General features: G+C 45.6%; 14 protein-coding genes. All 14 read right to left on the bottom strand.

Going from position 1 to position 24,968, the window contains the following annotated elements; translation table 11 throughout:
- Positions 1–7 precede the first annotated feature (7 nt).
- The 14 genes from EGI32_RS20790 to EGI32_RS20855 all read right to left on the bottom strand — a co-directional run bounded on the left by EGI32_RS20790 (position 8) and on the right by EGI32_RS20855 (position 24,920).
- Positions 8–1,942, bottom strand: coding sequence for a glycoside hydrolase family 97 protein (locus EGI32_RS20790; RefSeq protein WP_255157591.1), 1,935 nt, complete (start codon positions 1,940–1,942; stop codon positions 8–10).
- A gap of 22 nt (positions 1,943–1,964) precedes the next feature.
- Positions 1,965–4,373, bottom strand: coding sequence for a TIM-barrel domain-containing protein (locus EGI32_RS20795; protein ID WP_255157592.1), 2,409 nt, complete (start codon positions 4,371–4,373; stop codon positions 1,965–1,967).
- 41 nt (positions 4,374–4,414) lie between these two features.
- Entirely contained in the window at positions 4,415–5,758 is a 1,344-nt protein-coding gene (locus EGI32_RS20800) for a glycoside hydrolase family 43 protein (RefSeq protein WP_255157593.1), read from the bottom strand.
- Positions 5,759–5,839: 81 nt separating this feature from the next.
- Positions 5,840–7,876, bottom strand: coding sequence for an NPCBM/NEW2 domain-containing protein (locus EGI32_RS20805; protein ID WP_255157594.1), 2,037 nt, complete (start codon positions 7,874–7,876; stop codon positions 5,840–5,842).
- Positions 7,877–7,915: 39 nt separating this feature from the next.
- Positions 7,916–9,253, bottom strand: a complete 1,338-nt coding sequence (locus EGI32_RS20810) for a glycoside hydrolase family 43 protein (RefSeq protein WP_255157595.1) — start codon at positions 9,251–9,253, stop codon at positions 7,916–7,918.
- Positions 9,254–9,286: 33 nt separating this feature from the next.
- Entirely contained in the window at positions 9,287–10,141 is an 855-nt protein-coding gene (locus tag EGI32_RS20815) for a sialate O-acetylesterase (protein ID WP_255157596.1), read from the bottom strand.
- A 47-nt stretch (positions 10,142–10,188) separates the two neighbouring features.
- Entirely contained in the window at positions 10,189–11,343 is a 1,155-nt protein-coding gene (locus EGI32_RS20820; RefSeq protein ID WP_255157597.1) for a glycoside hydrolase family 43 protein, read from the bottom strand.
- Positions 11,343–13,493 (bottom strand): alpha-glucuronidase, encoded by a 2,151-nt coding sequence (locus EGI32_RS20825; protein ID WP_255157598.1) that lies wholly within the window; start codon positions 13,491–13,493, stop codon positions 11,343–11,345. The genes EGI32_RS20820 and EGI32_RS20825 overlap by 1 nt, the downstream gene beginning before the upstream one ends.
- A 19-nt stretch (positions 13,494–13,512) precedes the next feature.
- On the bottom strand, positions 13,513–16,119 hold the full coding sequence (xyl3A, locus tag EGI32_RS20830; protein ID WP_255157599.1) for a xylan 1,4-beta-xylosidase: 2,607 nt from the start codon (positions 16,117–16,119) through the stop codon (positions 13,513–13,515).
- Between the two features lie 34 nt (positions 16,120–16,153).
- On the bottom strand, positions 16,154–19,273 hold the full coding sequence (locus EGI32_RS20835) for a glycoside hydrolase family 2 TIM barrel-domain containing protein (RefSeq protein WP_255157600.1): 3,120 nt from the start codon (positions 19,271–19,273) through the stop codon (positions 16,154–16,156).
- 15 nt (positions 19,274–19,288) lie between these two features.
- Complete coding sequence (locus EGI32_RS20840) at positions 19,289–21,220, bottom strand: alpha/beta hydrolase-fold protein (RefSeq protein ID WP_255157601.1); 1,932 nt, start codon at positions 21,218–21,220, stop codon at positions 19,289–19,291.
- Positions 21,221–21,285: 65 nt separating this feature from the next.
- Positions 21,286–22,560, bottom strand: a complete 1,275-nt coding sequence (locus EGI32_RS20845) for a glycosyl hydrolase family 8 (protein ID WP_255157602.1) — start codon at positions 22,558–22,560, stop codon at positions 21,286–21,288.
- Positions 22,561–22,592: 32 nt separating this feature from the next.
- On the bottom strand, positions 22,593–23,723 hold the full coding sequence (locus EGI32_RS20850; RefSeq protein WP_255157603.1) for an alpha/beta hydrolase-fold protein: 1,131 nt from the start codon (positions 23,721–23,723) through the stop codon (positions 22,593–22,595).
- 81 nt (positions 23,724–23,804) lie between these two features.
- The gene (locus EGI32_RS20855) at positions 23,805–24,920 is read right to left on the bottom strand and encodes an alpha/beta hydrolase-fold protein (protein ID WP_255157604.1); all 1,116 of its coding nucleotides are present in this window, start codon (positions 24,918–24,920) and stop codon (positions 23,805–23,807) included.
- Positions 24,921–24,968 lie beyond the last annotated feature (48 nt).

The raw sequence follows: 24,968 nt of genomic DNA on the forward strand, positions 1-24,968 counted from the left end.
AGTAAAACTATTGTAATGGTATTAATGATGCTGCAAATCCGCCACGACGAAGCAGTTTAATATTTAAGGAAGTGTTTTTATCAACTACTGAATATTGTACGAGAAAGTCCTTATCGTGTTTACCGTCGGATATTAACGTGAGTTTGTATTTTATTCCTTCCTGCAAAAAATCAAACTTTAAAGATCTTGTTTTTTCCTTTCGTTGGGTGGCGGTAATGCCGGCTACATACCACGCAGTTTCCTTGCGCCGTGCAATAGTAACTTCTTCGCCAACAATGCCATCCAGCAGTTTGGTATCATCCCAGGCATTGGGAACATTTTTTAAAAATGTCTTTATTGCATCCGGCAGTTCATGATACCCTTCGGGGCGGTCAGCAAAATGTTGCAATCCTGATTCAAACAACACACTCAGTGCCAGCTCATGACCATAGGATGTTGTATGCGGAAACTGCGAGTTGGTAAATGTTACCGGCGTGTAATCCATGGCTCCCACTACATTGCGGGTGAATGGAAGTGTGGCATTATGCTCAGGTGCTGTGACGGTAAATTCGGGGCCATTGTTGTACCATTCAGCTCCCCGTACCGCCTCATAGGTCATCAGGTTGGGATAGGTTCTTGCCCATCCTCTTGGCACCATACAACCGTGAAAGTAAACCATCATTTCAAATTGTGCCGCGTCCTGCAGGATGTCGAGATAATATTTTATCATGTCCTGTTTCTCACTTTCAAAGAAATCGATCTTCACACCGGCGAACCCCATCTTTTTTAATTTGGTAAATTCCTCCACCCGGTTTTCATGTGTCAGCATCCTGTCTTTTGGAGTGGCAGAAACCCAGGTATGGTTGCCGCCTGAGTTGTACCATATCAATGGTTTTACCCCTTTTGATAATATGTATTTCGCAGCATCTTCAACATTGCCACCGTTTGTCATGCTATCCCATTCCCAGTCAAGCAGTGTATAAGTCCAGTTCATTTCTGCCGCCAGGTCTGCAAATGCTGTTACCGTTCTGTAATCCTTTGTGCCATGATTGTCTGACCAATAATTCCATGACACCACGCCGGGTTTTATCCAGCTGGTGTTTTTTATTACAGATGGAGTGGCTACATCATCCACCAGCGTTGAAGCAACAATATCCGAAAGGCTGCCCATGATAATCACACGCCACGGCGATTTCCAGGGAAGCGTGATCATTGGCATCGATTCACCGGTGCCTCTTCCGTCTTTTGGATTGGGGAAACTAAGCTTGTAGCCTGTGCTGTCGGTTAAGTTGCTGAGCTTTGTACCGCAGTAGGAACTGTTTAGATCAGATTCGTGCAGCAAAAAATAGCACGAACTGTCTTTTAACTTAAATAAAGCCGGGTAACACCATTCCTGCATTTGTATTTTATCCCCGCTCATGGCTGTGTAAAGCCCTTCATTGGCGGGGTTCCATTTTTCCATCCATCTTGTTGTTTCTTTAGGAATGGAATAGGAGGTCAATTCATCTTTTATCCTGAAGGAGCCTTCCTTTTCAGGAAATTCATAACGGAAAGTGACCCCGTCATTATATGCCCTGATGATGATATTCAACTTTGCTTTAGAAGGATTCTCAAACGAAACAATTACTTCATTGGCCGAATTACTACGCGACGATTTTTTTCCATGAATTGCCGAATACAGTTCATTAATTAAAACCGGCCTGGACACTTTCAGACATTTAAGTTGCGTGGAAAAATCCTGGTCGCTTCTTGACAGCCCCAAAGCAATCCGTGGAATTGCTTGTGAAAATATTCCATTGGTGCTGTAAGAAGCTGTTAAATACCATTCGCCGGACTCCATATTTTGCTCATTGAATAATGTGATCATTATCTTTTGATTGGGCGACAATACTGTTGGTTTCTGCGACCTGGCAGAAACTATACAGCATACAGCGGCAAGAAATAATACAATCTTTAATCTCATCCCTTTATTTTATTGCGGGTATTTAAAATTTAAGCATCACTTTTTTTCCGGTATAAGTGATCGATTTGTCTGACGGGGTAAATGAATTTTCGCTTCCAGCTTTATTATTGCTTACTATGACGATATTAAATTTCCTGCTTTGCAGCATTCCGGGGAACATGCCTTTTCTATCTTCAATAGTTAATAATTTCTTTTTATCATTCCAGTCAAAACTGATGGTAGAATACATTCCTTTTTCGTAATTGTAATTGTCATTTTCATCTTCATACAAAACAAATTTTCCGTCGGCGCCGGGATAGATGCGCATGTCCAGGCTCTCCCATTTTTTTTCTGTTGCGAACTGAACCTGTGGACCGATGGGTAAAATGCTGCCGGCTTTTATATAGAGCGGAATAATGTCGAGTGGTGTTTCTTTCATTACTTTTTTACCACCTGCAAATTTTTCCCCGGTCCAGAAGTCATACCAGACGGCACCGGCTGGTAAATAAGTTTCCTTCGTTTTTACGCTGCTGAAATCTTCCGCCATGCTGGTGTCTCTGCCATTGGCCACAGGTTTTACATACATTGCATTGGTGACCGGACTGACCATAACAGATTTTCCAAACATAAACTGGTCGTTTATATCCAGGGCATTTTTATCATGTGCAAAATCCATCACCAGCGCCCGCATCATACTGGAATTATTGGCGGTCACATCCCACGAAGCGGAATAGATGTAAGGCAATAAACTATACCGGAGCCGGATGTATTTTTCAATGGCATCATAAGACCTGTCTCCCTTTTTACCGAACTGATAAATTTCCCTTGGTGCATCGGCTCCATGCGAGCGCATCATAGGGCAGAAGGTGCCGAACTCGAGCCATCTCACATAGAGTTCACGGTATTCCGGGTCGTCGAGTTTTTTGCGAAAATTGTTGAGGAAAAAACCACCGATATCACTGTTCCAGTAGGGGATGCCGGTGAGCGAAAAATTGAGCCCTGCTGATACCTGGTTGCGCAAGGTATTCCAGGAAGCGGTCACATCACCCGACCATGTATTGGCGCCGTATCGCTGTTGGCCGGCAAATGCGGAACGTGTAAGGATGAACACCCGTTTGCTTGAATCAACAGCCCGTTGATGTGTATACACACCACCCACCGTCATTAAAGGAAATGCGTTGCGTACTTTCCGAAAGGAACCCAGGTACGTTTTGTTATCCATGTCGGAAGGTTTGAAATCGAGGTGATCCGGTTCCGATGAATCCATCCACCAGCCATCGATTCCCAACCCGTGCATTTTGCTCAGGTATTTCCAGTAAACATCTCGGGCCACGGGGTTGAAGGGATCGTACACCCGTACACCGGAAGGGTAATCGCGTTTTGGTGGCCATAATGTAGAACCGGATTGCGGCCAGGTGTTGAAATTCATCAGGGCTTTTATGCTGTCCAGCTCCCGGTATTGTTTTGTTTGCGGCCCGAAGGAATTCCAGATGGATATAGTCACATGGGCATTCAGATCATGAATATCGTTGACCATTTTTTTTGAATCCGGAAATTCTTCATTTAAAAAATCCATGGCGTTCCATAAATAATTACTGCCCCAGTATTGCCAGTCCTGTATGATGCCATCGAGCGGAACCTGCAACTGCCGGTATTTTTTTACCACGCCCACCAATTCATCCTGGCTTTTGTACCGTTCTTTGCTCTGAAAAAAACCGTAGGTCCATAAGGGGAACATCGGTGCTTTGCCGGTAAGGTTTCTCATGCAGCTGATCACGCCATCTGCATTGCTGCCTGTCATAAAATAATAGTCGATGCAGTCGCCTACCTCGGATCTGAAAGAAGTGCCCTGTGCATTATCGGTAAAAACGGTAGGGGAGTAGTTGTCCCAAAATAACCCATAACCTTTTGCGGATAAAAAAAACGGAACATAATCGTCGGTGTTTCCCTGCACCATGTTGAGGGTGAGGTTTCGTTGTATCATTTTGCCGCGTTGCTGTTGCCCCAAGCCATAAATGGCTTCGTCTTTATCCAGCACATACGCCTGTTCCACGGTAAATGTATTGCTGCCTGCATCGTTAAATGGTTTGAAGGATGCACTATTTTCTTTTTCGTTTAAAATGACTGTTCCCGCTTTATTGTAAAAACTGATGACACCGGATACAAGATTACACTTTACCACCATATCCTCACTTTTTACAGTAAGTATATTGTTAAGTTGTGTGGAAACTAATTTTATCTTTTGCGCTGTGGCAATCACCGAAAGGCTTTTTTGGGTGAAAGAACTGTCCGACGGTGATTTGATTATCCTTACAGTTGATGGATTGAAAAATGCTATTTCAATGGCTATATTATCAACGGTTACTTTTGCACCTTCATTTGTTTTTTGCCATGATTGTGCCTGCGTATTGATGGCTATAAGAAGGAACAATAAAATAAGATGTAGACGCATTATGTTGTAGTTGAGTGATCAAAAATTTTATTAATAAATGTTTACTTGTTGAATTGCCACCAATCAAAATAAAAGAGGTCTTTGTTTCCTTTAAAAACGAAGTACACATCATGAATGCCTTTGATGGCGGTTACTCTGGCGGATACTGTCTTCCAGATATCGCCTTCTCCCGATGCGTTAACCACGATGGTGGCTATCACCGGCCCGTCAACTTTATCTTTGCGAACCTCGATCTTTCCGCCGTAAATGGCGGCCACACTGGCCTGTACCGATGTTGCCCCGGTAGAAAAATCAATGCCCTTTACTTTGATATAGTCGCCGTTGTTGATCGAGCTTACCACTATTCTGTCGGCAATTTTTTTACCCCTGTTGTAAGGCTGGTCCCTTTCCCATTCTGTTTGCTGCATCGTTTTCATGCCTTCACTATTGGCAATGGTTTCGGCTTCCACTTTTTTGTAAGGATCGAGTGTTCCCACCTGCGGTACGCCTGCGGTTGACCAGAATGGTAATTTTTGAATGGTGCCATCGGCATTGTAAATTAATTTCTCGATACAGACCGAACGCCTTTCGCTGTGTTTAGAGAAGGTGCGTTTCATGATCTCGTAATTAAAACCAAACACATAGGGTTGTCCTTTAAAATCGATGATGCCAGGATGATTACCACTTGATCTCTTGTCGCCATCCATGATCATGCCCTTGTATACCCATGGCCCTTTCGGCGAATCGCTCATGGCATAACCGATACCTTCAGGGCAACAGGTGGATGCATACGCCATGTAATAATGCCCATTGCGCTTGTAAGCCCAGGGGCCTTCCTGGTAGTGGTATGGATCCGGTTTGCCTTTTATTTTTGCCATCGAACTATCCTTCACCACTTCACCGGAATAAGATATCATGTCTTCATTGAGCTTTACATAATAGAGGTTAGGATTGCCCCAATAGAGATAAGCTTGCCCGTCATCGTCAATCATCACGGTAGGGTCGATATCGTCGCTACTGTTTTTTATCAATGGCTTGCCGATCGGATCTTTAAAGGGGCCGTAAGGGCTGTCGCCCACCAGTACGCCGATGCCCAGGCCATTCGGCACAGGGCAATACAGGTAAAACTTTCCGTTGCGTTCGATACATTGTGGCGCCCATGCGCCGTTGTCCGTATTTACCCATTTAAAATTTTGCAGCGATGCCACCGTTCCGTGATCCGTCCAGTTGACCATATCGGTGGAAGTGTATAGCAACCAGTCTTTCATTTTAAACCCGAAGGCATCGTCTTCATCATGGCTGGTATAAAGGAACACTGTATCATGATATACCATCGGCGCCGGATCGGCGGTGAATTTTGTCTGTATGATGGGGTTTTGTGCGGTACACCAAAAGAAGTCCATCATCACTGCCATTATTGATATCAGTTTTTTCAAATGATCTGCGTTTTAATTTTTTATAAATCGATCCTGTTGTTTCAATTCTTTTTATTTAGTGAAGGTGTACAGCAAAACGCCGTGTGCCGGTACTTTCACCGGGAGCTGGCCGGTTTTTGTTTCGATCGTTGCAATATCTTTCTGGCGCCAGAGGTCTCTCACTTTTTGTTTGCCACTGATGCCTAACTGGCCAAAATCTTTATAATTCATGTCTACAGGCTCCTGTCCGAAATTGCAAAAGCCCACGGCTTTGCTGCCATCTTCGAGTTCTTTTACATAAATGTGGAGTTCGCCGATGGTTTGCAGGCATACAGCCTGTTTACCCAACGCATCCTGGTTGACAGCGATCACTTCGTCATTGGTTAACAGATTGAGTGTAAAAGGATCCAGTTTTTCCATATCACAACCGATGAGCAGTGGTGCGGAAAAAAGGCTCCAGAGGCTGAAATGGAGGTATTGCTCATCGGGCCTTAATTTGCTGGGATGCGGGTTGCCCCATCCTACAGTGCCCAGTACCAGCATGTCGGGATCGTTGAAGTTGCCGGGCGTGGCCCATGGTGCAGCTTTGTCCTGTGCAAGGGCAATGTTTTTTACACTTGCCCAGGTATCTGTGATGTCGTTGGTGGTGCGCCATGACTGGCCTTTGGCAGAGTCGCCCCATTTCCAAACATCCGACATTCCATACTGGCAGAGGCTGAAAACGATGTCGCGGTTTTGTTGTTGCAGGTAAGTTCCCATCAGCATGAATGGTTTAACGGCGGTATTGATGTTATCACCCCCCTGGAAAGATAATGAGCGGACTTTATAAGGATCGTTATCTGGCAGGCCGTTGAGCACGCCGCCGTAACTGCACCAGTCGTATTTAAGATAATCAAATCCCCATTTGGCATAACTCTCAGCATCTTGTTTTTCGTACCCGTAACTGCCTGCGCAGCCGCCACAGGTCCAGGGGCCGGGACTGGAATATAGCCCGATCTTTAAGCCGAGGCCGTGTACATAACCGGCCAACGCAGCCATATTGCCAAACCTGGCATTGGGGTTAATATTGCCGGCGGCATCACGCAATGGGCCACGTAAGGTAGAGTCTTTGGAATCGCGGTGGTTTTGCCAGAAATCATCTATGTTGATGTAGTTCCATCCATGATTGATGAGGCCGCTTTTTACCATCGCATCCGCGGCACGTTTTACTTTATCTGCCGACACTTCGCCTGCAAAACAATTCCAGCTGTTCCATCCCATTACGGGCGTGAGAGCGATGCGGTCGCCACAGGCAATCCGCAATTTTTTTTCTGCGTTACCTTTGGCATTTGTTGCGCCAAGGGTAACGATGTAGGTTCCTGCTTTTTCCAGCCTGCCGGTAATGAGCCCGGTCGCAGGATCGATGCTAAGGCCGGTTGGCAACGCGTTGGCATAAAAGGTCATAGGCCTGCTGCCGGTGGCCGGCACAAGGAATCGAAATGGTGAGCCGGGCCGGACTCCAAAAACTCCGGCGCTGTTGATCCTCGGCGTAGCAGGTGCTTCCGGCGTGAGGATGTAAGGCTCTTTGGCGATGGGATTGGTGGTGACTAATATTGCCCCGGCAAGCGTTTCAAATTTAGCATCTGCCCAATCGGCATGATCGTAATAGTTTCCGTTGCCACCATCGGTTACCACGAGTTCTATTTTTTGTACACCCGTAAGTGGTACGGAGCAAAACTTCGGCGCATCACCCAGTTTCATGATGCCGCTTGACCAGAGTTTTTTACCATCGCCGTTTATAATGAATTCTACCGCAGGTTGCTGGTCTTTTATTTCATCGTCGATGCCGACCTGCGCAGAGAATAATGTTGCTTTGCCATCCAGTTTGATGGCCAGGAAGCTTTCGGCATGTGTTCCAAACCCGCGGTCGAAGGTTTTGCCGCCGATGCTTAAACGTTTGCCATCAATGGATTTGTTTTTACCCGGTGTGCCATAACCCTGCGTTGCAGCGGAGAGGTCCAGCTGGTCGAGCCAGACGGTTTGAGCAGATAATGATGTTGTAGCCGCAATGTTCAGTAACAGGATCGTTACTGTCGCATGGAGTATGTTGTTTTTTATTTTCTTCATCATTGCCTGAAAACTTTTAAAAAAATGCATTGGTAAATTTGATCACTTAAACTGCCACCAATCAAAGTTGAACATATTGTGATTGCTGCCTTTGAAAACGAAATAAATGTCGTGCACGCCTTTTATCTTTTTCAATGAACATGATTGCATACTACCACCGGCGGGCGTTACAGAGAGTGTTCCCAGCAGCATTCCATCTTTGCTATCCGCATGAATTTCTATGGTACCCCCTTTGATATCAGAAACGGAGACACTGAATTTTTTTGCCCCTTTCCTAAAATCTGCACTGCGCACTTTTATGTAGTCGTTGTTGCTGATATCTGTTACAAAAATGCCGCTGGCGCCGACACTGTCTTTAGCGGTTTCAATACCTTCTTCCCAGGCAATGGTTTCGGCTTCCTGCCGGATGAACGGATTTAAAAAACTGACAGGCCTGACGCCTTCTGTTGTGTTGGTTATCCGCGGGATGCTGCCATCTGCATGGTAAGTAAATTCCTCTACGCAAACAGAGCGGTTAAACCCGCCACCACCGGGCAATGCGCCATTGTGGTAAAAAAGGTAAGACCTTCCTTTGTAATCTATGATGCCCGGATGATTGGTGAATGCGCCGCCCTTTTTTATTACGGGCATAATGGTATCGCGGTAGGTCCATGGGCCGGTCGCAGTGGGGCCGGTAGAATAGGCGAGGTGCTCGGGCACGCCACCGGCAGGGTAGGCGAGGTAATACAGTTTTTTACGTTTGTATATCCACGGGCCTTCTTCATATTCGCTGGGCCTCTTGTCTGCATCCTTCATTCGTTTACTAAAACCTGTTTCATTCAAAGGCACGCTGATCACATCACCTGAATAAGATATCATGTCTTCATTTAGTTTTACATATTTTAAATACGGATTGCCCCAATATAAATAAGCCTGGCTGTCATCATCTATAAACACACCCGGATCTATATCGCCGTTGCCGCTGTGCACGAGGGGTTTACCCAAAGCATCTGTAAAAGGGCCGTAGGGACTGGTAGAAATGGCCACACCAATGGACATGCCCATCGTTGAATGGTTCATCGGTACATACCAGTAAAATTTATCATTGCGGTAAATGGCCTGTCCGGCCCACGCATCTTTTTTTGCCCAGCTAAAATCTTTGAGAGAAAGAACCGCACCGCGGTCCGTCCAGTTTACCATATCGGTGGTGGTGTAACAATGCCAGTCTTTCATGGTAAACCAGGTGGAGGCATCTTCATCGTGGCCGGTATATAAATAAACGGTGTCGTTGTGCACCAGGGGTGCGGGATCTGCCGTGTAAATGGTTTGTATGATTGGGTTTTGGGCAATGCACAAAAAATATCCCATGGTGGCAATCGCTGTCAGTATTTTTTTTCTCATTTCATAACTTTAAAATCTCTTTTGATAATATTGCTATTTTGTTTCATTCATTTTTACTCCCAGTAATGCAAGCATTTGTGCTGCATATCTTTTTCCCAGAATCCTGTATCCTTCGGCGGAAAAATGTAATCCATCAGGAACAGCGGGACAATCTGCAGAGGAGATCACATGTGCAGTCGGGATCGTTTTTGGCAATGTTGCAATGATGGCATTCATGCTGGCACATTTACCGCCCTGGGGGGCGCCTACCATTTCGCCGGCGAGCAGCGGAACGTTGCCGGCTTTCAGGTGGAGGTCATTCAAGAGGTTGTTGTAGACTTTATTCAGTTTCGATGGCCAGGTACTATCTCCTGTATTTGATTCCCCCTGGTGCAATAAAATTCCTTTTATCACGCCATCTTTCTGGGCAATTTTTGCCATTTCTACCAGCCTCGCATAAGGATTTCCGTCGTAGGCGTTTATCATACCAATCATCCAATTGGGGGCAGTGGCTACGTAAGATTGATAATTGTCTTTGTCGAACAATTCAATTTTACAGCCACCCACGGCTACATTGATCACACCTACTCTTACATCGGCAGGCAGATTTTCTATCAGTGTCCTGCCGAAATAATCGGCAGGTGTGAGGCCGGTTTTACACCTGCTCAGTGGCGGAACGGCGGTGTACCATTTGCCTTTGGTCCTTTGCAGATCGGGACAATCTACCGCTTCCAATACCCGGAAGCGGGGATCTACATTGACGGTATCCTGTGCTTCAATTTTTGCACTGCCTTCCATATTGGACTGGCCGAAGCAGAGAAAAATGTAAAATTTTTTATCCTGTGCAACGGATGTATAACCTGTAAGGACCAGCACGAAAAATATCATGCATTTAAATACTTTTTTCATAACGCTGTTTTAAAAATGTTTGTTTTAATGATCGTTGAAATATGTTTTTAGTAGGTGATGATCTGTTCCGTCCAGCTGGCTGGCTTTATGTAAAAACGGCCGTCTTTAAAATAGACCGGTTCATACCCCATCTGTGGCGTGAGTTCCCAGGGCTGAAAGGTCTGGCTGTACGGGTACGGCCTTTTTTCATACATAAAATAATGACAGGAGCTCCAGAGTTGCCCGTCGGGGCCTGTGAATAGCGCATTGTGTCCTGTTTCCTGGTAGGGATCCTCCGTGTCCTGGAATTTTAAATGGCTGTAACCCCCGCCTGCAGCAAGTTCCGGGCGATAGCCTTTTTTTCTGGTGCCAAAGATGGGTTCGGGAGAAACAAGTTCCCATGGGCCCATGGGATTTTTGGATTTTAATAAACCAACTTCGTATCCTCTTGTCCAGGTGGAGAAGAACATGAAATATGTTCCTTCTTTTTTTATCACAAAAGGCCCTTCGATACCGCCGGCCATCCATTCGGGCCAGCCGGGTTGTTTTTTATCTAAAAATTTCAGGATCGGTGTGGTTAATTTTCCTGTTGCCAGATCGATCTTCGCCTGGAACAGCCCATTGCCACTGCAATAGAGATAGGTTTGCCCGTCTTCATCTTCAAACAAAGTGGCATCGTTGTTATATTGCGGGGTAAGCGGGCCGTTGACCAGCTGGTATGGCCCCGTCACTTTATCTGAAGAAAACAACCACACACTGTGCGTGCTCATGCCCTTGGGATCAGCTTCGGTTACTTTGCCGCTATTGACGGTGAGGTAATATTTATTTTTGATGAAATGGATCTCGGGTGCCCAAAAGCGCCCGTTGTATGGGCAATCGGGTGGGAGCTTGCTGGCATCGATGAGCCAGTCGATCTGTTTCCAGTGGATCAGGTCATCCGATTCAAGCATGCGTACACCCGGGTTGTGGCCTGTCCATACCGGATTGGAGGTGCCGGTGCAATACCATTTGTTGCCTACTTTGATAATAAAATGATCCCGCATAGAAATAGCGGTATCCCTGGTGATGGGATTAGTGTAGCGGAATTCGTGGGTTGTTGCTGTGTCTTTTTTTACAGGTGTTTTGTAAACAGCCTGCGCCGTTGTCTGGGTGAAACCCTTCATAACAACGAGCGATAACAGTGCCACAAAAATTTTCGTTTGATATTTTATCGTATAATTCATTATCTCATTTTATTCCTCACAGGTAGGAGAGGTTGGTTGTCGTTCACCCTCAGCATATCCGAAGCCTGTAAAAATTTAAGGTCGTATACCGGCCTTTCCAATTCTGCCGGAATGGGCATCTTACTGAATGTTTGAAAATATAAAAGGCAACCGTCTTTCCATACCTGTGCATCTTTTTCCTGCCTTTTCAACCTGCGTTGTACTTCTGTGAACATATCCTGATCCACATACCCTTCTGCCGCATCCCAGGTTTTTTGGAATTGCCTAACCTGCATCACGCCATCGTTGTAATGATAGCATAACTCGTCCCAGAATGTTTTCCCGCTTTTCATCTTATGATCCCAGCTTACATGATGGAACCACAACAGGTATATTTCAGGGCAGGTGTTGATGTCGTTAAATGTAGAAGCAAGTGGTTCATGGTATTGTTCAACTGCATCGGTACCTGTTTTTGTCCTGTTGAAACCAATGCCATCCGCTGCTGCCTGGTGATAGTAAGGCGGTGTCCAGTCTGCCCGCACTCTTTTTGGCGCATCCCATGGGCCGGGGCCAAAATGATGATTGCCCGCAAAAATATGGTGCAGCCCCAATGGCATCGAATAGTTCACTGCGGCCTCGCGGCTTTCCATCATTATCTGTTTTACCGGTAGTAAAAAGTTGCGTTCCCATTCGCTTACCGCCAGCGGATTGTCTTTGTTAGAAATTGAATTTGAAAACGACAACTGTATCCATTCGTTGGCTATCTGCCCGCTGGTGAGTGTATTGTTCCAGGCAAGCCTGCCAAACGCATACCAGTTGGATTGTGCAAACGGATGGCCGCACCAGTTGGTATCCAGTCCCACATTGGCCACACCTGCTATGGCCGTGTTGGCCTGGTTAAAAATGCTTCCATCGGTACAACGGCCCACGGTGCTTCCTTTTCCTTCCTGGTAGGTATCGCTTTTTAAAAATTCTTCCCATAAAGTGGAAAGGAAAACGAGATGTTCGGAATGGCCGAGATACTCCTGCGTTATCTGCACTTCGGGCATCACGGTTGTTTTTTTCATCGCGCCAAAAAGTGCGCTGAAAGGTTCCCTTGGCTGAAAATCCACCGGGCCATTTTTAACCTGTATAATTACATTGTCACGGAATTTACCATCCAGCGGCATGAACTCGTTGTAGGCTTGTTTGGCCCTGTCTTTATCGGTCGGACTGTACACAAATGCACGCCACATAATGATACCTTTATAAGGTTTCACAATGTCGGCCAGCATGTTTGCCCCGTTCGCATGGGTGCGGCCGAAATCCTGCGGACCGGGTTGTCCTTCGCTGTTGGCCTTTACTAAAAAGCCGCCGAAGTCGGGAACAACTGTGTATATCTCTTTCACTTTGTCTTTCCACCATTGTATCACTGCAGGATCCAGCGGATCAGAATTTTTGAGGCCACCAAGCCTGGCAGGGGAGGAGAAGTTGATGGACAGATAAGACCGGATACCATAAGTGCGCAACACATCTGCAATGGCTTTGAGGCGCTGAAGATTTTCTGCATTCAATATTTGCGGAGATGCGTTCACATTGTTCAATACACTTCCATTGATGCCGATAGATGCATTGGCCCTTGCATATTCCATCCACAATTTTTTATCCGCATCGGTAACGGTGGTATTTTTATCTCCTTTCCAGAAAATAGATAAACCGGAATACCCCCTTTCAATACTTCCATCAAGATTGTCCCAGTGGTTTAAAATGCGTTGCTGGTAAGAAGGGTTAACTACTTCACCATTTTGAACCGGCTGGCCTGTTTGCTGCCTCCTTAAAATTTCATATACGCCGTATAATACGCCCCATTCATCGCCGGCCTGCACGCCATTTTCAGAGAGGATGAACCCACCGGTTTTCAGCGCTTTATCTTTTTTCAACGTTAAGGTAAAACTGGCGCCGGATCTTCCCGTCCATCCGCGGTTGAGTTCCTGGATGGCCAGGTTGATGGCTGCGGTCTTTTTTCCCGCAATGATATTTACAGGAAGCGCCTTTACATTTTTCAGCCAGAGATCATGGCCGTTATCTGCGTGTGAGGCAGCGGGCAGGTAAAATAGGATGCACAGCAAAAAAAGCTTTTTCACGCTGCTGAAGTTTATGGCTTTCAAAATATTTATACGCTTATTTTTCATGGTAGATATTTTACCGGTTTTATTGAATAGTTAATTTTATCATTTTCAGATTTTTGGCGGCAGAGCTGTTGCCGTACCACAATTCGTATTCGCCAGGCGTTACGGCCATCTTCATTTGTGCGGCATCGTAAAACTCAAAAGAAGAGGGTTGTAATGTTATCACTGCATCCGTTGTTTTGCCGGCCGCGATGGCTGTCCTCTTAAAACCTTTTAATGTTTTTACCGGGCCGCCTGCATCATTTACTTTTTTTACATACACCTGTACTATTTCGGTTCCGTTTCTTTTGCCGGTATTGGTAACCGGGATGGTAATGCTGATGCCTTCCTCTTTTTTTATGGCTGTTTTGTTTAACCGGGCATTTCCGATTGTAAAACTGGTATAACTCAATCCATACCCGAAAGGAAACAAGGGCTCAGCGGTCATGTACCTATAAGTCCTTCCTTTCATGGAATACTCTTCAAAATCGGGAAGCTGCGTAGTATCCCTGTAAAATGTAACCGGTAATTTCCCGGAAGGATTGTAATCGCCGAACAATACATCGGCCACTGCCTGTCCGCCCGATTCGCCGCCGTACCATGCCTGCAAAATGGCGTCGCAGGTTTCGGTTTCGGGCACCATCCCGATCGCAGACCCGGAGCAGTTTACAAAAGTTACTTTTTTACCTGCGGCTCTCAATGCCTTCAAACAATTGCGTTGCACCAATGGCAATTCAATATCGGTGCGGTCGCCGCCCTTAAAGCCCGGATAATTTACCGGCATTTCTTCACCTTCCAACAGGGTAGAAAGCCCGCCAACAAATATCACTTCATCAATACCTTTTAGTTTGTTGATGAGTGCGGTAAAATCGATGTCCAGTTCTTTGCCAAAATCAAATTCGAGATTGGCCTGCCAGTTGTTTAGTTGTGCGTAACGAATTTCAATTTTATACGTCTTTCCTTTTTCTACATTGTACGTGACCCTTCCCGGAAGCGTGCGCCAGTTGTTGTAGCGGGCCAGCGATTTGCCATTTACAAATAATTCGAAATAACCGGTGGCGCCTGTTTTAAAAACGATCTCTTCGGTTTCAGGAGCTATGAAGTCTGTTTCATACGTAGCCGAGAAGCCGGTCAATTTTACCCCCGATGCAAATTCATGATCGCCGGCGGTAGTGATCTTAAATGGATCGCTGATCTGCGTGGTGGTCACAATGGCGCCTTTGCGTTCGGGATCGTTCCAATAGGTGGCTTTAAAACCTTTTTTGCCATCGGCTGCTGTTTTTGAAAAATAACTCTGTGTCACTTTATTTTCCACTGCATCGCAGGCTTTGTCATATACCACATTGTTTGCACCAACCTTGGAAGTAATGCCTTTCAGGATGCTGATGGTTCTTACAGGTTTGCCATTGTAATTTCCCCACAACATGGGTTCATTGTCGGCGTTGGGTCCAATGACGGCAATTTTTTTTGCAGAACTTTTCAGTGGAAGTAAATTGTTTTTATTCTGAAGTAAGGTCATCGATTCAAGGGCCATATCCAGCGCAAGTCTGCGATGTTCTGCATTGTTCACCACCGACATGGGTATATTGGCCCACGGCACCAGTTTGTTATCATCAAAATCACCCAGGTCAAAACGCCCGGCTAATACTTTGAGTAAATGACTGTCCACTTCCGTTTCTTTGATCAGCCCTTTGGCCACTGCTTCCGGTAATTTTTCGTAGGCGTAACCCTGCCATACACATTCTACATCCGTACCTGCCAGCACCGCTTTGGCGGAAGCATGAACGGCATCCGATGATGTTTTGTGACTGGTAAAAAAATCGGTGACGGCGCCACAGTCGGATACCACTATGTATTTAAAGCCCCAGTCTTCCCGGAGGATCGTTTGCAGCAGGCGGGTATTGCCGCAGCAAGGCTCATCATCCAGACGCTGGTAGGCACACATCACTTCTCTTACATCGGCTTCCTGCACCAGGGATTTGAATGCGGGTAAATATGTTTCCCAGAGATCGCGTGGGTTCACATTGTTCAGATTCAGTACATGGCGGCTCCATTCGGGCCCGGAGTGTACGGCATAGTGTTTGGCACAGGCCAGGAGTTTTCGATACTTCGAGTCGGCCGGGCCCTGCAATCCTTTCACCACTGAAATGCCCATGCGGGAAGTGAGATAAGGATCTTCACCATAGGTTTCCTGGCCGCGGCCCCAGCGGGGATCGCGAAAAATATTTACGTTGGGCGTCCATACAGACAAACTCAAAAACCGCCTGTTTTCTTTTCCGCTTCTCAGCGCATCATGGTATTTGGCCCGGACTTCATCGGAGGTAGCATCAAATATCTTAAACAGCAGCGAATCGTCAAAAGATGCAGCCATCCCAACCGGTTCGGGAAAAACAGTTACATTATCGCTGCTGGCAAGCCCATGCAGCGCTTCGCTCCACCAGTTGAATTTTTTAATGCCCAACCGTGGGATGGCCGGCGACTGATCGAACATCAACGAGGCTTTTTCTTCCAGGGTCAATCTCGACAACAGGTCTTTCGCCCGCTCTTCAGAAGTCAACGCAGCATTTTGATAAGGAAGCTGTGCGTTTACCTGTATGGCAGCAAACAGCCCGATAACAAACGGTATGATCTTAATGGCCAGTTTTTTCATTGAGTAGTATTATGGTTTAAATTCTGTCGTGGTATTATTTTTTGTCGATCAGTGAAATGGTATAACTGTAAGAGTATTGTTTATCCAGCAGCCTGTATTCGTTGTGTGGCAATGCACCCCAACTGTCATCGCCGCCAACGCCTCTTTGTTTGTGATCGATATGAAGCGTAATGTTTCCTCTTTTTTTGATATCCGTAGGATGTTGTTGTTTTTTGGTAAGTCCCGGATCGAGATCTTCGTCGGTCATTTTAAATGCGCTGAAACAAATGGGCTGGTCACCTTCGATATGCAATCCTTCTCCCTGTTGATTGGTTAGTTCAAACCAGCGAACATCAGTTTTGTAGCCACTTTCCTGCGGACGGATGTAATTCCATTGAAACATACTGTCTGCGTTGGTAGTGTAGGCACCTAAGAAAGAAGAAAAATTCCTGTCGCTGTAATTTTCCCACGGCCCCCTGCCGTAATAGTTGATAGCCTGATATTGTTCCGGTAAATTCATCCGCATACCAAACCTTGGCAATTCGGGTAAAGTTTTTCCGGCCATGTTGATGGTTGCTGAAACTTTTATCGAACCATCTTTTTGAATGCTGTAGTTTACCTGGTATGGAGCAGCAATATCATTCAACATATAATCCACCAGGATATCGATCTGGTCCTTTGCGGAATCATTCACCGTTACAGATCTTACAGTACGATTCAGATGTGCGCTGCGCCAGATGCCTAAAGCAGACGGCATCCTGTTGCCAAAATCATTATCGGTAGGAGCCCGCCAGAAATAGGGCTCGGGAAAACTTCCGATGATGCGATTTCCGTTGGAAGTGTAAGACATGAACTGGCCGCGTTGTATGTCAAACTCGCCTTTTATTTTTCCGGCAGTAAAAGTTATTTTCTTTTCTGTACGATTCATCTGAAGGTTGCTGTTGGCAATGGCGGGTTTGGCAAAATAATCACCCGCGTATTTAAATTGCTCCGAAGCTACTTCATGTCCTGCTTCAACAAGCGCCGTTGCTTTGCCGGTGTAAGCATAGACATTTAAAAAGAATTCACTTCCTTCTACGGCTTTAAATTTTGGAATCGACAGTTGCACATTTTTTGATTGATGCGGTGCCAGGTCGACTGAAAAAACATCCTCCGCTACGAGGTTGCCATTCCTGTACAGCTTCCATTTAAATTTATATTCAATGAGGTTGGTAAAATCAAACCAATTGGAAACATTGATCGATCCGTTTTGCGCATCTGTATTTTTAAACAAAATATTCTGGTAAGATTTTTTCACTTCGTAAATTCCCGGATGTACCGATCGGTCCGCTGCAATTAAACCATTGGCGCAAAAGTTTTCATCGTTCCACAGATGGTAACTGCCAAGGTCACCACCATAAGCGTAAAACGGTCGTCCGTCCTGTGTTTTGGTGAGGTAGCCCTGGTCCACCCAATCCCATATGAAGCCACCCTGCATGTTCCTGCTGCCCATCATGATATCCCAGTATTGCTGAAAATTCCCACTGCTGTTGCCCATGGCATGAGCATATTCGCACATAATGTAAGGCCGTTTCTTTGTGCTGTCCTTTGCATAACGCATCATGCTTTCCACCCTTGGATACATGGGGCACACAATATCCGTGTTCCAGTCTTCGCCTGATTGTTCAAACTGCACCGGCCTGCTTTTATCCCTGTTTTTCATCCATACATAAGCATCATGAAACACTTTGCCATTCCCGCATTCATTGCCCAATGACCAGATGATAACGGACGCATGATTTTTATCCCGCTCCAGCATTCTTTTTTCACGATCCATGATGGCGGCTTCCCATTGTGGCAGATACGCCGGGTGAACAGAGGTGTCGAAACCTCCCTGGTTAGAAGCGCCCATGCCGTGTATCTCCACATTGGTCTCATCTACGAGGTACAACCCATATTCGTCGCAAAGCTTGTACCAGAGCGGATCGTTGGGGTAGTGCGATGTTCGTACCGCATTGATGTTAAACTGTTTCATCAGCTGAATATCTTTCAGCATCAATTCTTTTGACGGCACATGGCCCTTGATGGGATCGTGTTCGTGACGGTTTACTCCATGTACATATACAGCCATTCCATTTACCAGCAACTGTGCATTTTTTATTTCGACTTTTCTAAAACCGATCCTGTGGCTGGTGTAAATTGTTTTGCCATTGGCAGTAAGTGCAATGATACAATTGTACAGGTAAGGTTTTTCCGCGTTCCATTGTTGAGGGGCCGCGATAGTGCCGGACACGGCGATTTTTTGCATACTATCGTTGCCAACCGTTATTTGTTTTTGTTGTGAGAAAACTGTTTTGCCATTTTTATCTGTTATTTCAACAGAAAGTTTTGCATCGGTTGCTGTTTTATTTAAATGGCGGATGTCAATGTCGGCGGAGAAAATACCGTTCTTATAATTGTCATCCAGGTCAGCATGTAAGAAAAAATCCCAGATATTAACTTTAGGCAGTGCTGTTAAGAACACATCCCGTTCTATGCCACTGATGCGCCAGAAATCCTGGTCCTCGAGATAACTCCCGTCGTGCCAGCGAAAAACTTCTACCGCGAGCAGGTTTTTTCCTTTATTAAGAAAAGGAGTGATATTAAATTCTGCGGGCGACTTGGAATTTTTGGTCATACCCACCTTTTTACCATTGATGTATACAACGGCATAACCGGTGATGGAACCGAAGTGTATCGATACATCATGGCCGCTCCAATGGTCAGGCACGGAGAAATACCGCCTGTAACTTCCTACAGGATTATCGTTTCCAATGAACGGCGGATTTTTAGGAAAAGGGTATACCAAATTTGTATAAATGGGAATGCCGAATCCCTTTAATTCCCAGTTAGAGGGAACAGGGATATTGTTCCAGCCCGCATCGTTAAATGTGGCCTGGTAAAAGGTTCGCGGCCGTTTTTTTACATCTTCAGAAAAATTAAATTTCCAGATACCGTTTAGAGAAAGATAGTATGTTGATGCGCTGTAATCATCCTTAATGGCGGCAGCCTTATTATCATATAACATAAAACCTGCACGGGAAGCTTCTTTTCGCTCATCCAACTGGGTGGGATCTTCCCAGGCATTGACCGGTTGCTGCGCAACGGAGATGTTGGCGACAAAGAATAACAGGAAAGGCAAACAATATTTCTTCATAAAACGTTTTGTAATTTATTTAAAGAGTACCTGCGCAAAATTGTATAGGTTGTTTCGCCAAACCGGCCAGCTATGCCCGCCCGGGTATTCGCTGTAAGTATTTTTTATATTGAGCTCATTGAGCCTGGAAACCATTATTTGCCCGTTCTTCCAGGCAATGTCTTCCTTGCCGCCTTCGGAGATCCAGAATGATTTCAGGTTGGTATTGACCAACGAAACGTTGTCTTTCAAAAAGCTATATTGTTTGTCGCTGATGTTGTTCATCATCGGCACGATCCAGCCGGAGCTGAATACACCGAGGTAAGCAAATTTGTCGGTGTTGTTGATGCCGGTGTACAAGGTATGCATCCCGCCCAGCGATAATCCGGCCATGGCACGGTTACCTGCATCGGTTAGTGTACGGTAATTTTTTTCTACAAAAGGAATGATGGCTTCTTTCATTTCCCTTTCAAATAATTTCAACGAGTTTTCAATACCGCCTGCATTGAAGCCTCCTGCACCGATGTTCGCATCGGGCATTACAATGATCATTTTTTTTGCTTTGCCCGCGGCGATGAGGTTATCCAGTATCAGGTCTGTTTTTCCCTGTGTTGCCCAGCCGGTTTCATCTTCGCCGCCGCCATGTAAAATGTAGAGTGCGGGATATTTGTCATTTACCGCAGAGTCGTACATGGGCGGTGTATAAATGTATAACTGTCGCCAGGAGCGGGTTACAGGAGAGTAATATTTTTTGATCCTTATGTCGCCGTGCGGCACGTTGCGCATGGCATAATAGGCGTCGCCGCTGAAAGGGATTTCTATCCCGCTTGCCATGCGGCCCATGCCATAAAAAGATCTGCTTGCCGGGTCTGCTACAGCTACGCCGTCGATGAGTAAAGAATAATAATGAAAACCTTCACTGATAGAATCGGTCGTTATTTTCCAAAAACCATCTGCATCTTTTACCAGGTCATATTTTTTCCCGAGGTCAATTTGTACTTTTTTAGCATCCGGTGCTTTCAGGTTGAAGATCACGCGGCTGTCGGTGGTTATTTGCGGGTAAGGCGCATTGCGGATGTTGGAAGGGGCAGGGGCGCCGGCTACCGGGTATTTTGAAAAAGTGGATGGGTCAACAGGTTTAAAGATCAATTGGGAAAACATGAACAATCCATTTTTCCATACTTTAAAATCATGAACTCCCGGTTCGATAAAATAGATGTGTGGTATATTATTTTGTTTCAGAAAATCATGTGTTCTTTTGCTGAAAGAAATAAGTCCATCGCTGGCACCACAGGAAATAAACAGGAGTTTTATTTTTTCTTTGGCTGCATTTACATCTGGTACAAGTTCCTGCGGAGTTTTTGTATTGGGTGCAGAGGAAAATCCGCCGATCCATGCAAACTTATCCAGATTGCCCAAACCGAAATTCAACGACTGGCCGCCCCCCATCGATAAACCCGCAATGGCCCGGTGTTCCCGGTCGGAAAGAACCGAATATTTTTTTTCGATGAATGGAATGAGGTCATTCAACAGATCTTTTTCAAAAGTTGCAAATGCCGCTACTTTATCCGGTGCCATGATGTTGCCGGTAGAACGGTCGTCTTTCATGGCCCTTCCGTTGGGCAATACCACGATCATTGGTTCTATTTTTCCATCAGCATATAAGTTATCCAGTATCACTTGTGGTTGACCGCCGTTCAGCCATTCTTTTTCATCGCCGCCAATACCATGCAGCAAATAAAGAACAGGATATTTTTTCTTTTTGGAATAACCGGGCGGCATATATACTAATGCCCGTCTCTTACTATCCACTGTTTTTGATGTGTAAACAATGGTATCGATGTTTCCATGCGCTATGGATGTGCGAATGGTATCGAAACCGGTGCTGGCTGGCTTTACAGCTTCCTGGGCATGCGCAGCAGCCTGTAATAAAAATGCGGCAGCGAAGGCGAAAAATAATTTCTTCATATGTTGTTTTTTATAAATTCATTTCTTTTTTGAAGTCTTGCTAAGCCACTTCCTTATTTCTTTTTTTATTTAGTCTGCGGTTTTATCAATTGATATTTACCACCCAGGTGCATCAGGCTGAACAGGTACAGCAATCCATCGTAATAAGGATCGAAGTATCCATCAGCGTATGGTTCCAGTTTTGCCTTCCATAATTCGTGTACAAAATCGTAGTTGCCTTTGTTGATCATAGTAGTAGTGGCAAGTGTAGAAACAAGGCCGAGTGAATGTCTTAGTTTTTTAAAACCACCAGCGGCTAAAATTGAATCCGGCGTTGTACCGTTCATATTGAACTGGTCGCCAAAACGATCAATGCCTTGTGTACGAAAAAATTGCTGAATACGTTTTGCATAATCCTGTTGCCAGGCAGCATCGTTGCCGAACCACGCATAATCCATGGCTATGTTCATCGGCACTCGCCAGGAGTCGTAGCGGAAGGCAACCAGTATCCACCTGGTATTGTGTGGCGCACCACTGAACTCGCTGTAGTCGGGGTTCAGGCCCGTAACAGGATCGCAGGCCCTGTGCAAATAAACCCTTGAAGTATCTGCACAATCTTTATAAAATTGTTCATGCCCGTCTTTTGCATACATGGCCCACACTTCCATAAAGGCGGGAAGATGGTAGGAGGGGTCTGTCCAGGTATAACCATTTCCTTCGGGTACAAAACTTATTTGTTTGTGTTCGGTATTGATCACATGGAATATCTTTCCCGTTCCATCTTTTTTCCACATGGCATCTAAAATTCTCCTGGCCTCACCATAGTAATTTATGCCTGTGTTATTTCCCCACCGGTTGGCGGCAAAAAGCAGGCTGGTAACAAAATACAATTCACCATCGGATGCCGAGCCTTCAGAATTTTTTTTCATCGTGGCCGGATTGATGCTCCATGCAAAGTATCCTTCCCGCGGACCTTGCTGGTGTTGGGTATATTTTTTTGTCCAGCGCCAGATATTGTCAAACACTTCCTTTTTATCCAGTTGTACGGCTACCATCATTCCGTAAGAAAGGCCCTCGCTTCGGGCATCGTGATTTTTTATATCAGATACGTACGCCATCGAATCGTTCACCGGGAAATAAATTCCGGAAGGACTTTCAAACAGGTCTTTGTAGGCTTTGGTGATCTTTGCATCAATGTCATTTTGTTTATACCCGGCCTCTTTAAAAATATTTTTATAGTTGCCGGTTTTACCTGCCGCCGCAGTTTGGGCATGAAGCACGGGCATACAGCAGGTGAATGCTGCCACCTGCGTTACGGTAATACAACTTTTTTTAATAAATTTTTTAAAAGAAAGGCCCATTCGATTGGTATTGACGATAAATAGTGATGTTGTTATTTAAAAAGCAAAGCGGCATATTGAAACAGGCTTCTTCTCCATGTCAGCCACTCGTGCGCCGTTCCGGGAGATTCGTAATAAATATATTTAATGCCCTGTTTGTCAAGCATGGCACGAAATGCGCCTACTGAAGCTGGAAAGGGATTCGGTTCCTTTGTGCCCAGTCCAAGCCAGATGAGTTTGAATTGTTTGTTGATGGCTGCCGCGTCTTTGTATTTTCCGTCCAGGAAGGTTGCGGGATCCAGTACATCTCCGGCAGGATAATTGGCCGTGCCGCTGAATGCGCCAATGCTGGAAAACTTATCCTGGTTGTTCATGATGATCCGCATCGTTTGATTGGCACCCATCGAAAGGCCGGCGATGGCACGGTTTTGCCGGTTGGCTTTCGTGCGGAATTTTGCATCGATCATGGGAATGATCTCCCTGATCATCACATCTTCAAACACCGATAAGGGGCGGGTTTTGTTACCGGTATCCGCCTTGTCAGTTGGTTTATTGGCATAACCGTTGTCCATCACGATGATCATTGGTACAGCCTTTTTTTCTGCGACCAGGTTATCCAGGATGAGATTGGCTTTCCCCTGTGTGGGCCACCCGGTTTCATCTTCAAAACTTCCATGTTGCAGGTACAGCACAGGGTATCGTTTCTTTGTATCAGTATTGTATTCGGCCGGGGTGTACACAAAGCAACGCCTCCAGGCATTGGTTAATGTAGAGAAATAAATGTTTTCGCTTATAAGGCCGTGCGGTACATTTTTCAATGCATAAAAATCCCTGTCTGCGGCCGGAATTTCGATACCGCTTCCCCAACGGCCGGCGCCATAAAAATAAAGGCTGCCGGGATCGGGTACGGGCACTCCATCAATGTTCAGCTGGTAATAATGAAAGCCTTCATCCTGCGGCAGCGATTCACCTGTCCATACACCTTTTTCATCTTTTATCATGTCATACTTTTTTCCACCGATATCCAGCAGCACTTTCATCGCTTGAGGAGCGTTGATACTGGCACGAACCCGGCCCTCGCCATTTACCTGCGGAAATTGTTTGCCTGGCTGATTGGTAACCGCCGGTTTAAAATCGGCTGAAGCGTTTTGCTGTGCCAGGCTGATCCCGCATAACAAGAGCATTGATGTTAGTAAAAAAATATGTTTGTATTTCATGTAAGGGTCTTATTTAACTGAAATCAATTTTGTCTGAATCTTATTTTGCTAATTAAATAAAAGCGGCGCCAGTTCCCGCAAACTTCTGCGCCAGGTAAGAAATTCGTGCGCCGTATTTTCAGACACATAAGACACAGCATTGATGCCGGCTCCTTTTAAAGCGATCGCAGCATTTTTTACACCGTCGGGTCTTTCTTTACTGCCGCAACTCAAAAAGATCAATTTGGGCTTTGATGGAGACTTGCTGATCTCTTCTACAGAATATACACCACCGCTCAGCAAAGCGTAGTAAGAAAAAATGTCGGGTTTGTTCAACGTGATGGTATGCGTTTCCATACCGCCCATGGAAAGGCCTGCCATGGCCCGTTTCGCAGATTTTGCCACCGTTTGAAAGTTGGCATCTATGTAAGGGATGAGTTCATCTGTGAGCACCGTTTGAAAAGCGTCTATTTTAAAATTTCTCATGCCGCCGAATTTTACTTCGTTGGTCATGCCGTAAGTCATCACAATAATGAAGGGTTTGATCTTTCCTTCCGCGATCATGTTGTCCATTATTAAATTGGCGTGGCCCTGGTTGCTCCAGGCGGTTTCGTCTTCGCCCCAGCCGTGTTGCAGGTACAATACGGGATAACGGGTTTTCGGGTTTTTGCCATAGCCCGGTGGTGTGTATACAAATGCCCTGCGGGAAGTTGCGGTGCTTGGTGAAGGAAACAATACCTGCTGTACCATACCATGCGGTACATTTTTAAGCGCATAAAAATCCTGGTCGTGGGCCGGTATTTCAATGCCGCTTTCCCACCGGGTAGAGCCATAAAAATTCAATGCACCGGGGTCGTTAAATTTACCGCCATCAATTCTTACGTTGTAATAATGAAATCCTTCATCCATCGGGCCTTCGGTGGTGCCCATCCAGGAAGTATCCGGCATCTGCATTAGTTTGGTGCCGCCTCTCCCTCCGAGGCCCAGGCTTACCCGAACACTATCTGCAGTGGGAGCAATTATTCTAAAACGGGCATATCCCTGTGAGTTTACTTTCGGGTATTCCTGCCCGGGCTGATTGCAGGTAGAAGGTATAAAGTCTTCAATGATGGCAGTCGGTGTATTTTGCGCAAAGCAAAAGATGTTTGCTGCCAGAATGGCCAGGAAGATCGATAGAGATTTCATGTTCATTTTTTTATTTTTATAAAATGGGAGACATTCATACAATAGTTG

The sequence above is a fragment of the Ferruginibacter sp. HRS2-29 genome, from assembly GCF_024343615.1.
GTDB lineage: Bacteria > Bacteroidota > Bacteroidia > Chitinophagales > Chitinophagaceae > Ferruginibacter.

Coding starts and splice junctions, on each gene's coding strand:
- EGI32_RS20790 (WP_255157591.1), bottom strand. CDS start 1,942: ATGAGATTAAAGATTGTATTATTTCTTGCCGCTGTATGCTGTATAGTT.
- EGI32_RS20795 (WP_255157592.1), bottom strand. CDS start 4,373: ATGCGTCTACATCTTATTTTATTGTTCCTTCTTATAGCCATCAATACG.
- EGI32_RS20800 (WP_255157593.1), bottom strand. CDS start 5,758: ATGATGGACTTCTTTTGGTGTACCGCACAAAACCCCATCATACAGACA.
- EGI32_RS20805 (WP_255157594.1), bottom strand. CDS start 7,876: ATGATGAAGAAAATAAAAAACAACATACTCCATGCGACAGTAACGATC.
- EGI32_RS20810 (WP_255157595.1), bottom strand. CDS start 9,253: ATGAGAAAAAAAATACTGACAGCGATTGCCACCATGGGATATTTTTTG.
- EGI32_RS20815 (WP_255157596.1), bottom strand. CDS start 10,141: ATGAAAAAAGTATTTAAATGCATGATATTTTTCGTGCTGGTCCTTACA.
- EGI32_RS20820 (WP_255157597.1), bottom strand. CDS start 11,343: ATGAATTATACGATAAAATATCAAACGAAAATTTTTGTGGCACTGTTA.
- EGI32_RS20825 (WP_255157598.1), bottom strand. CDS start 13,493: ATGAAAAATAAGCGTATAAATATTTTGAAAGCCATAAACTTCAGCAGC.
- xyl3A (WP_255157599.1), bottom strand. CDS start 16,119: ATGAAAAAACTGGCCATTAAGATCATACCGTTTGTTATCGGGCTGTTT.
- EGI32_RS20835 (WP_255157600.1), bottom strand. CDS start 19,273: ATGAAGAAATATTGTTTGCCTTTCCTGTTATTCTTTGTCGCCAACATC.
- EGI32_RS20840 (WP_255157601.1), bottom strand. CDS start 21,220: ATGAAGAAATTATTTTTCGCCTTCGCTGCCGCATTTTTATTACAGGCT.
- EGI32_RS20845 (WP_255157602.1), bottom strand. CDS start 22,560: ATGGGCCTTTCTTTTAAAAAATTTATTAAAAAAAGTTGTATTACCGTA.
- EGI32_RS20850 (WP_255157603.1), bottom strand. CDS start 23,723: ATGCTCTTGTTATGCGGGATCAGCCTGGCACAGCAAAACGCTTCAGCC.
- EGI32_RS20855 (WP_255157604.1), bottom strand. CDS start 24,920: ATGAAATCTCTATCGATCTTCCTGGCCATTCTGGCAGCAAACATCTTT.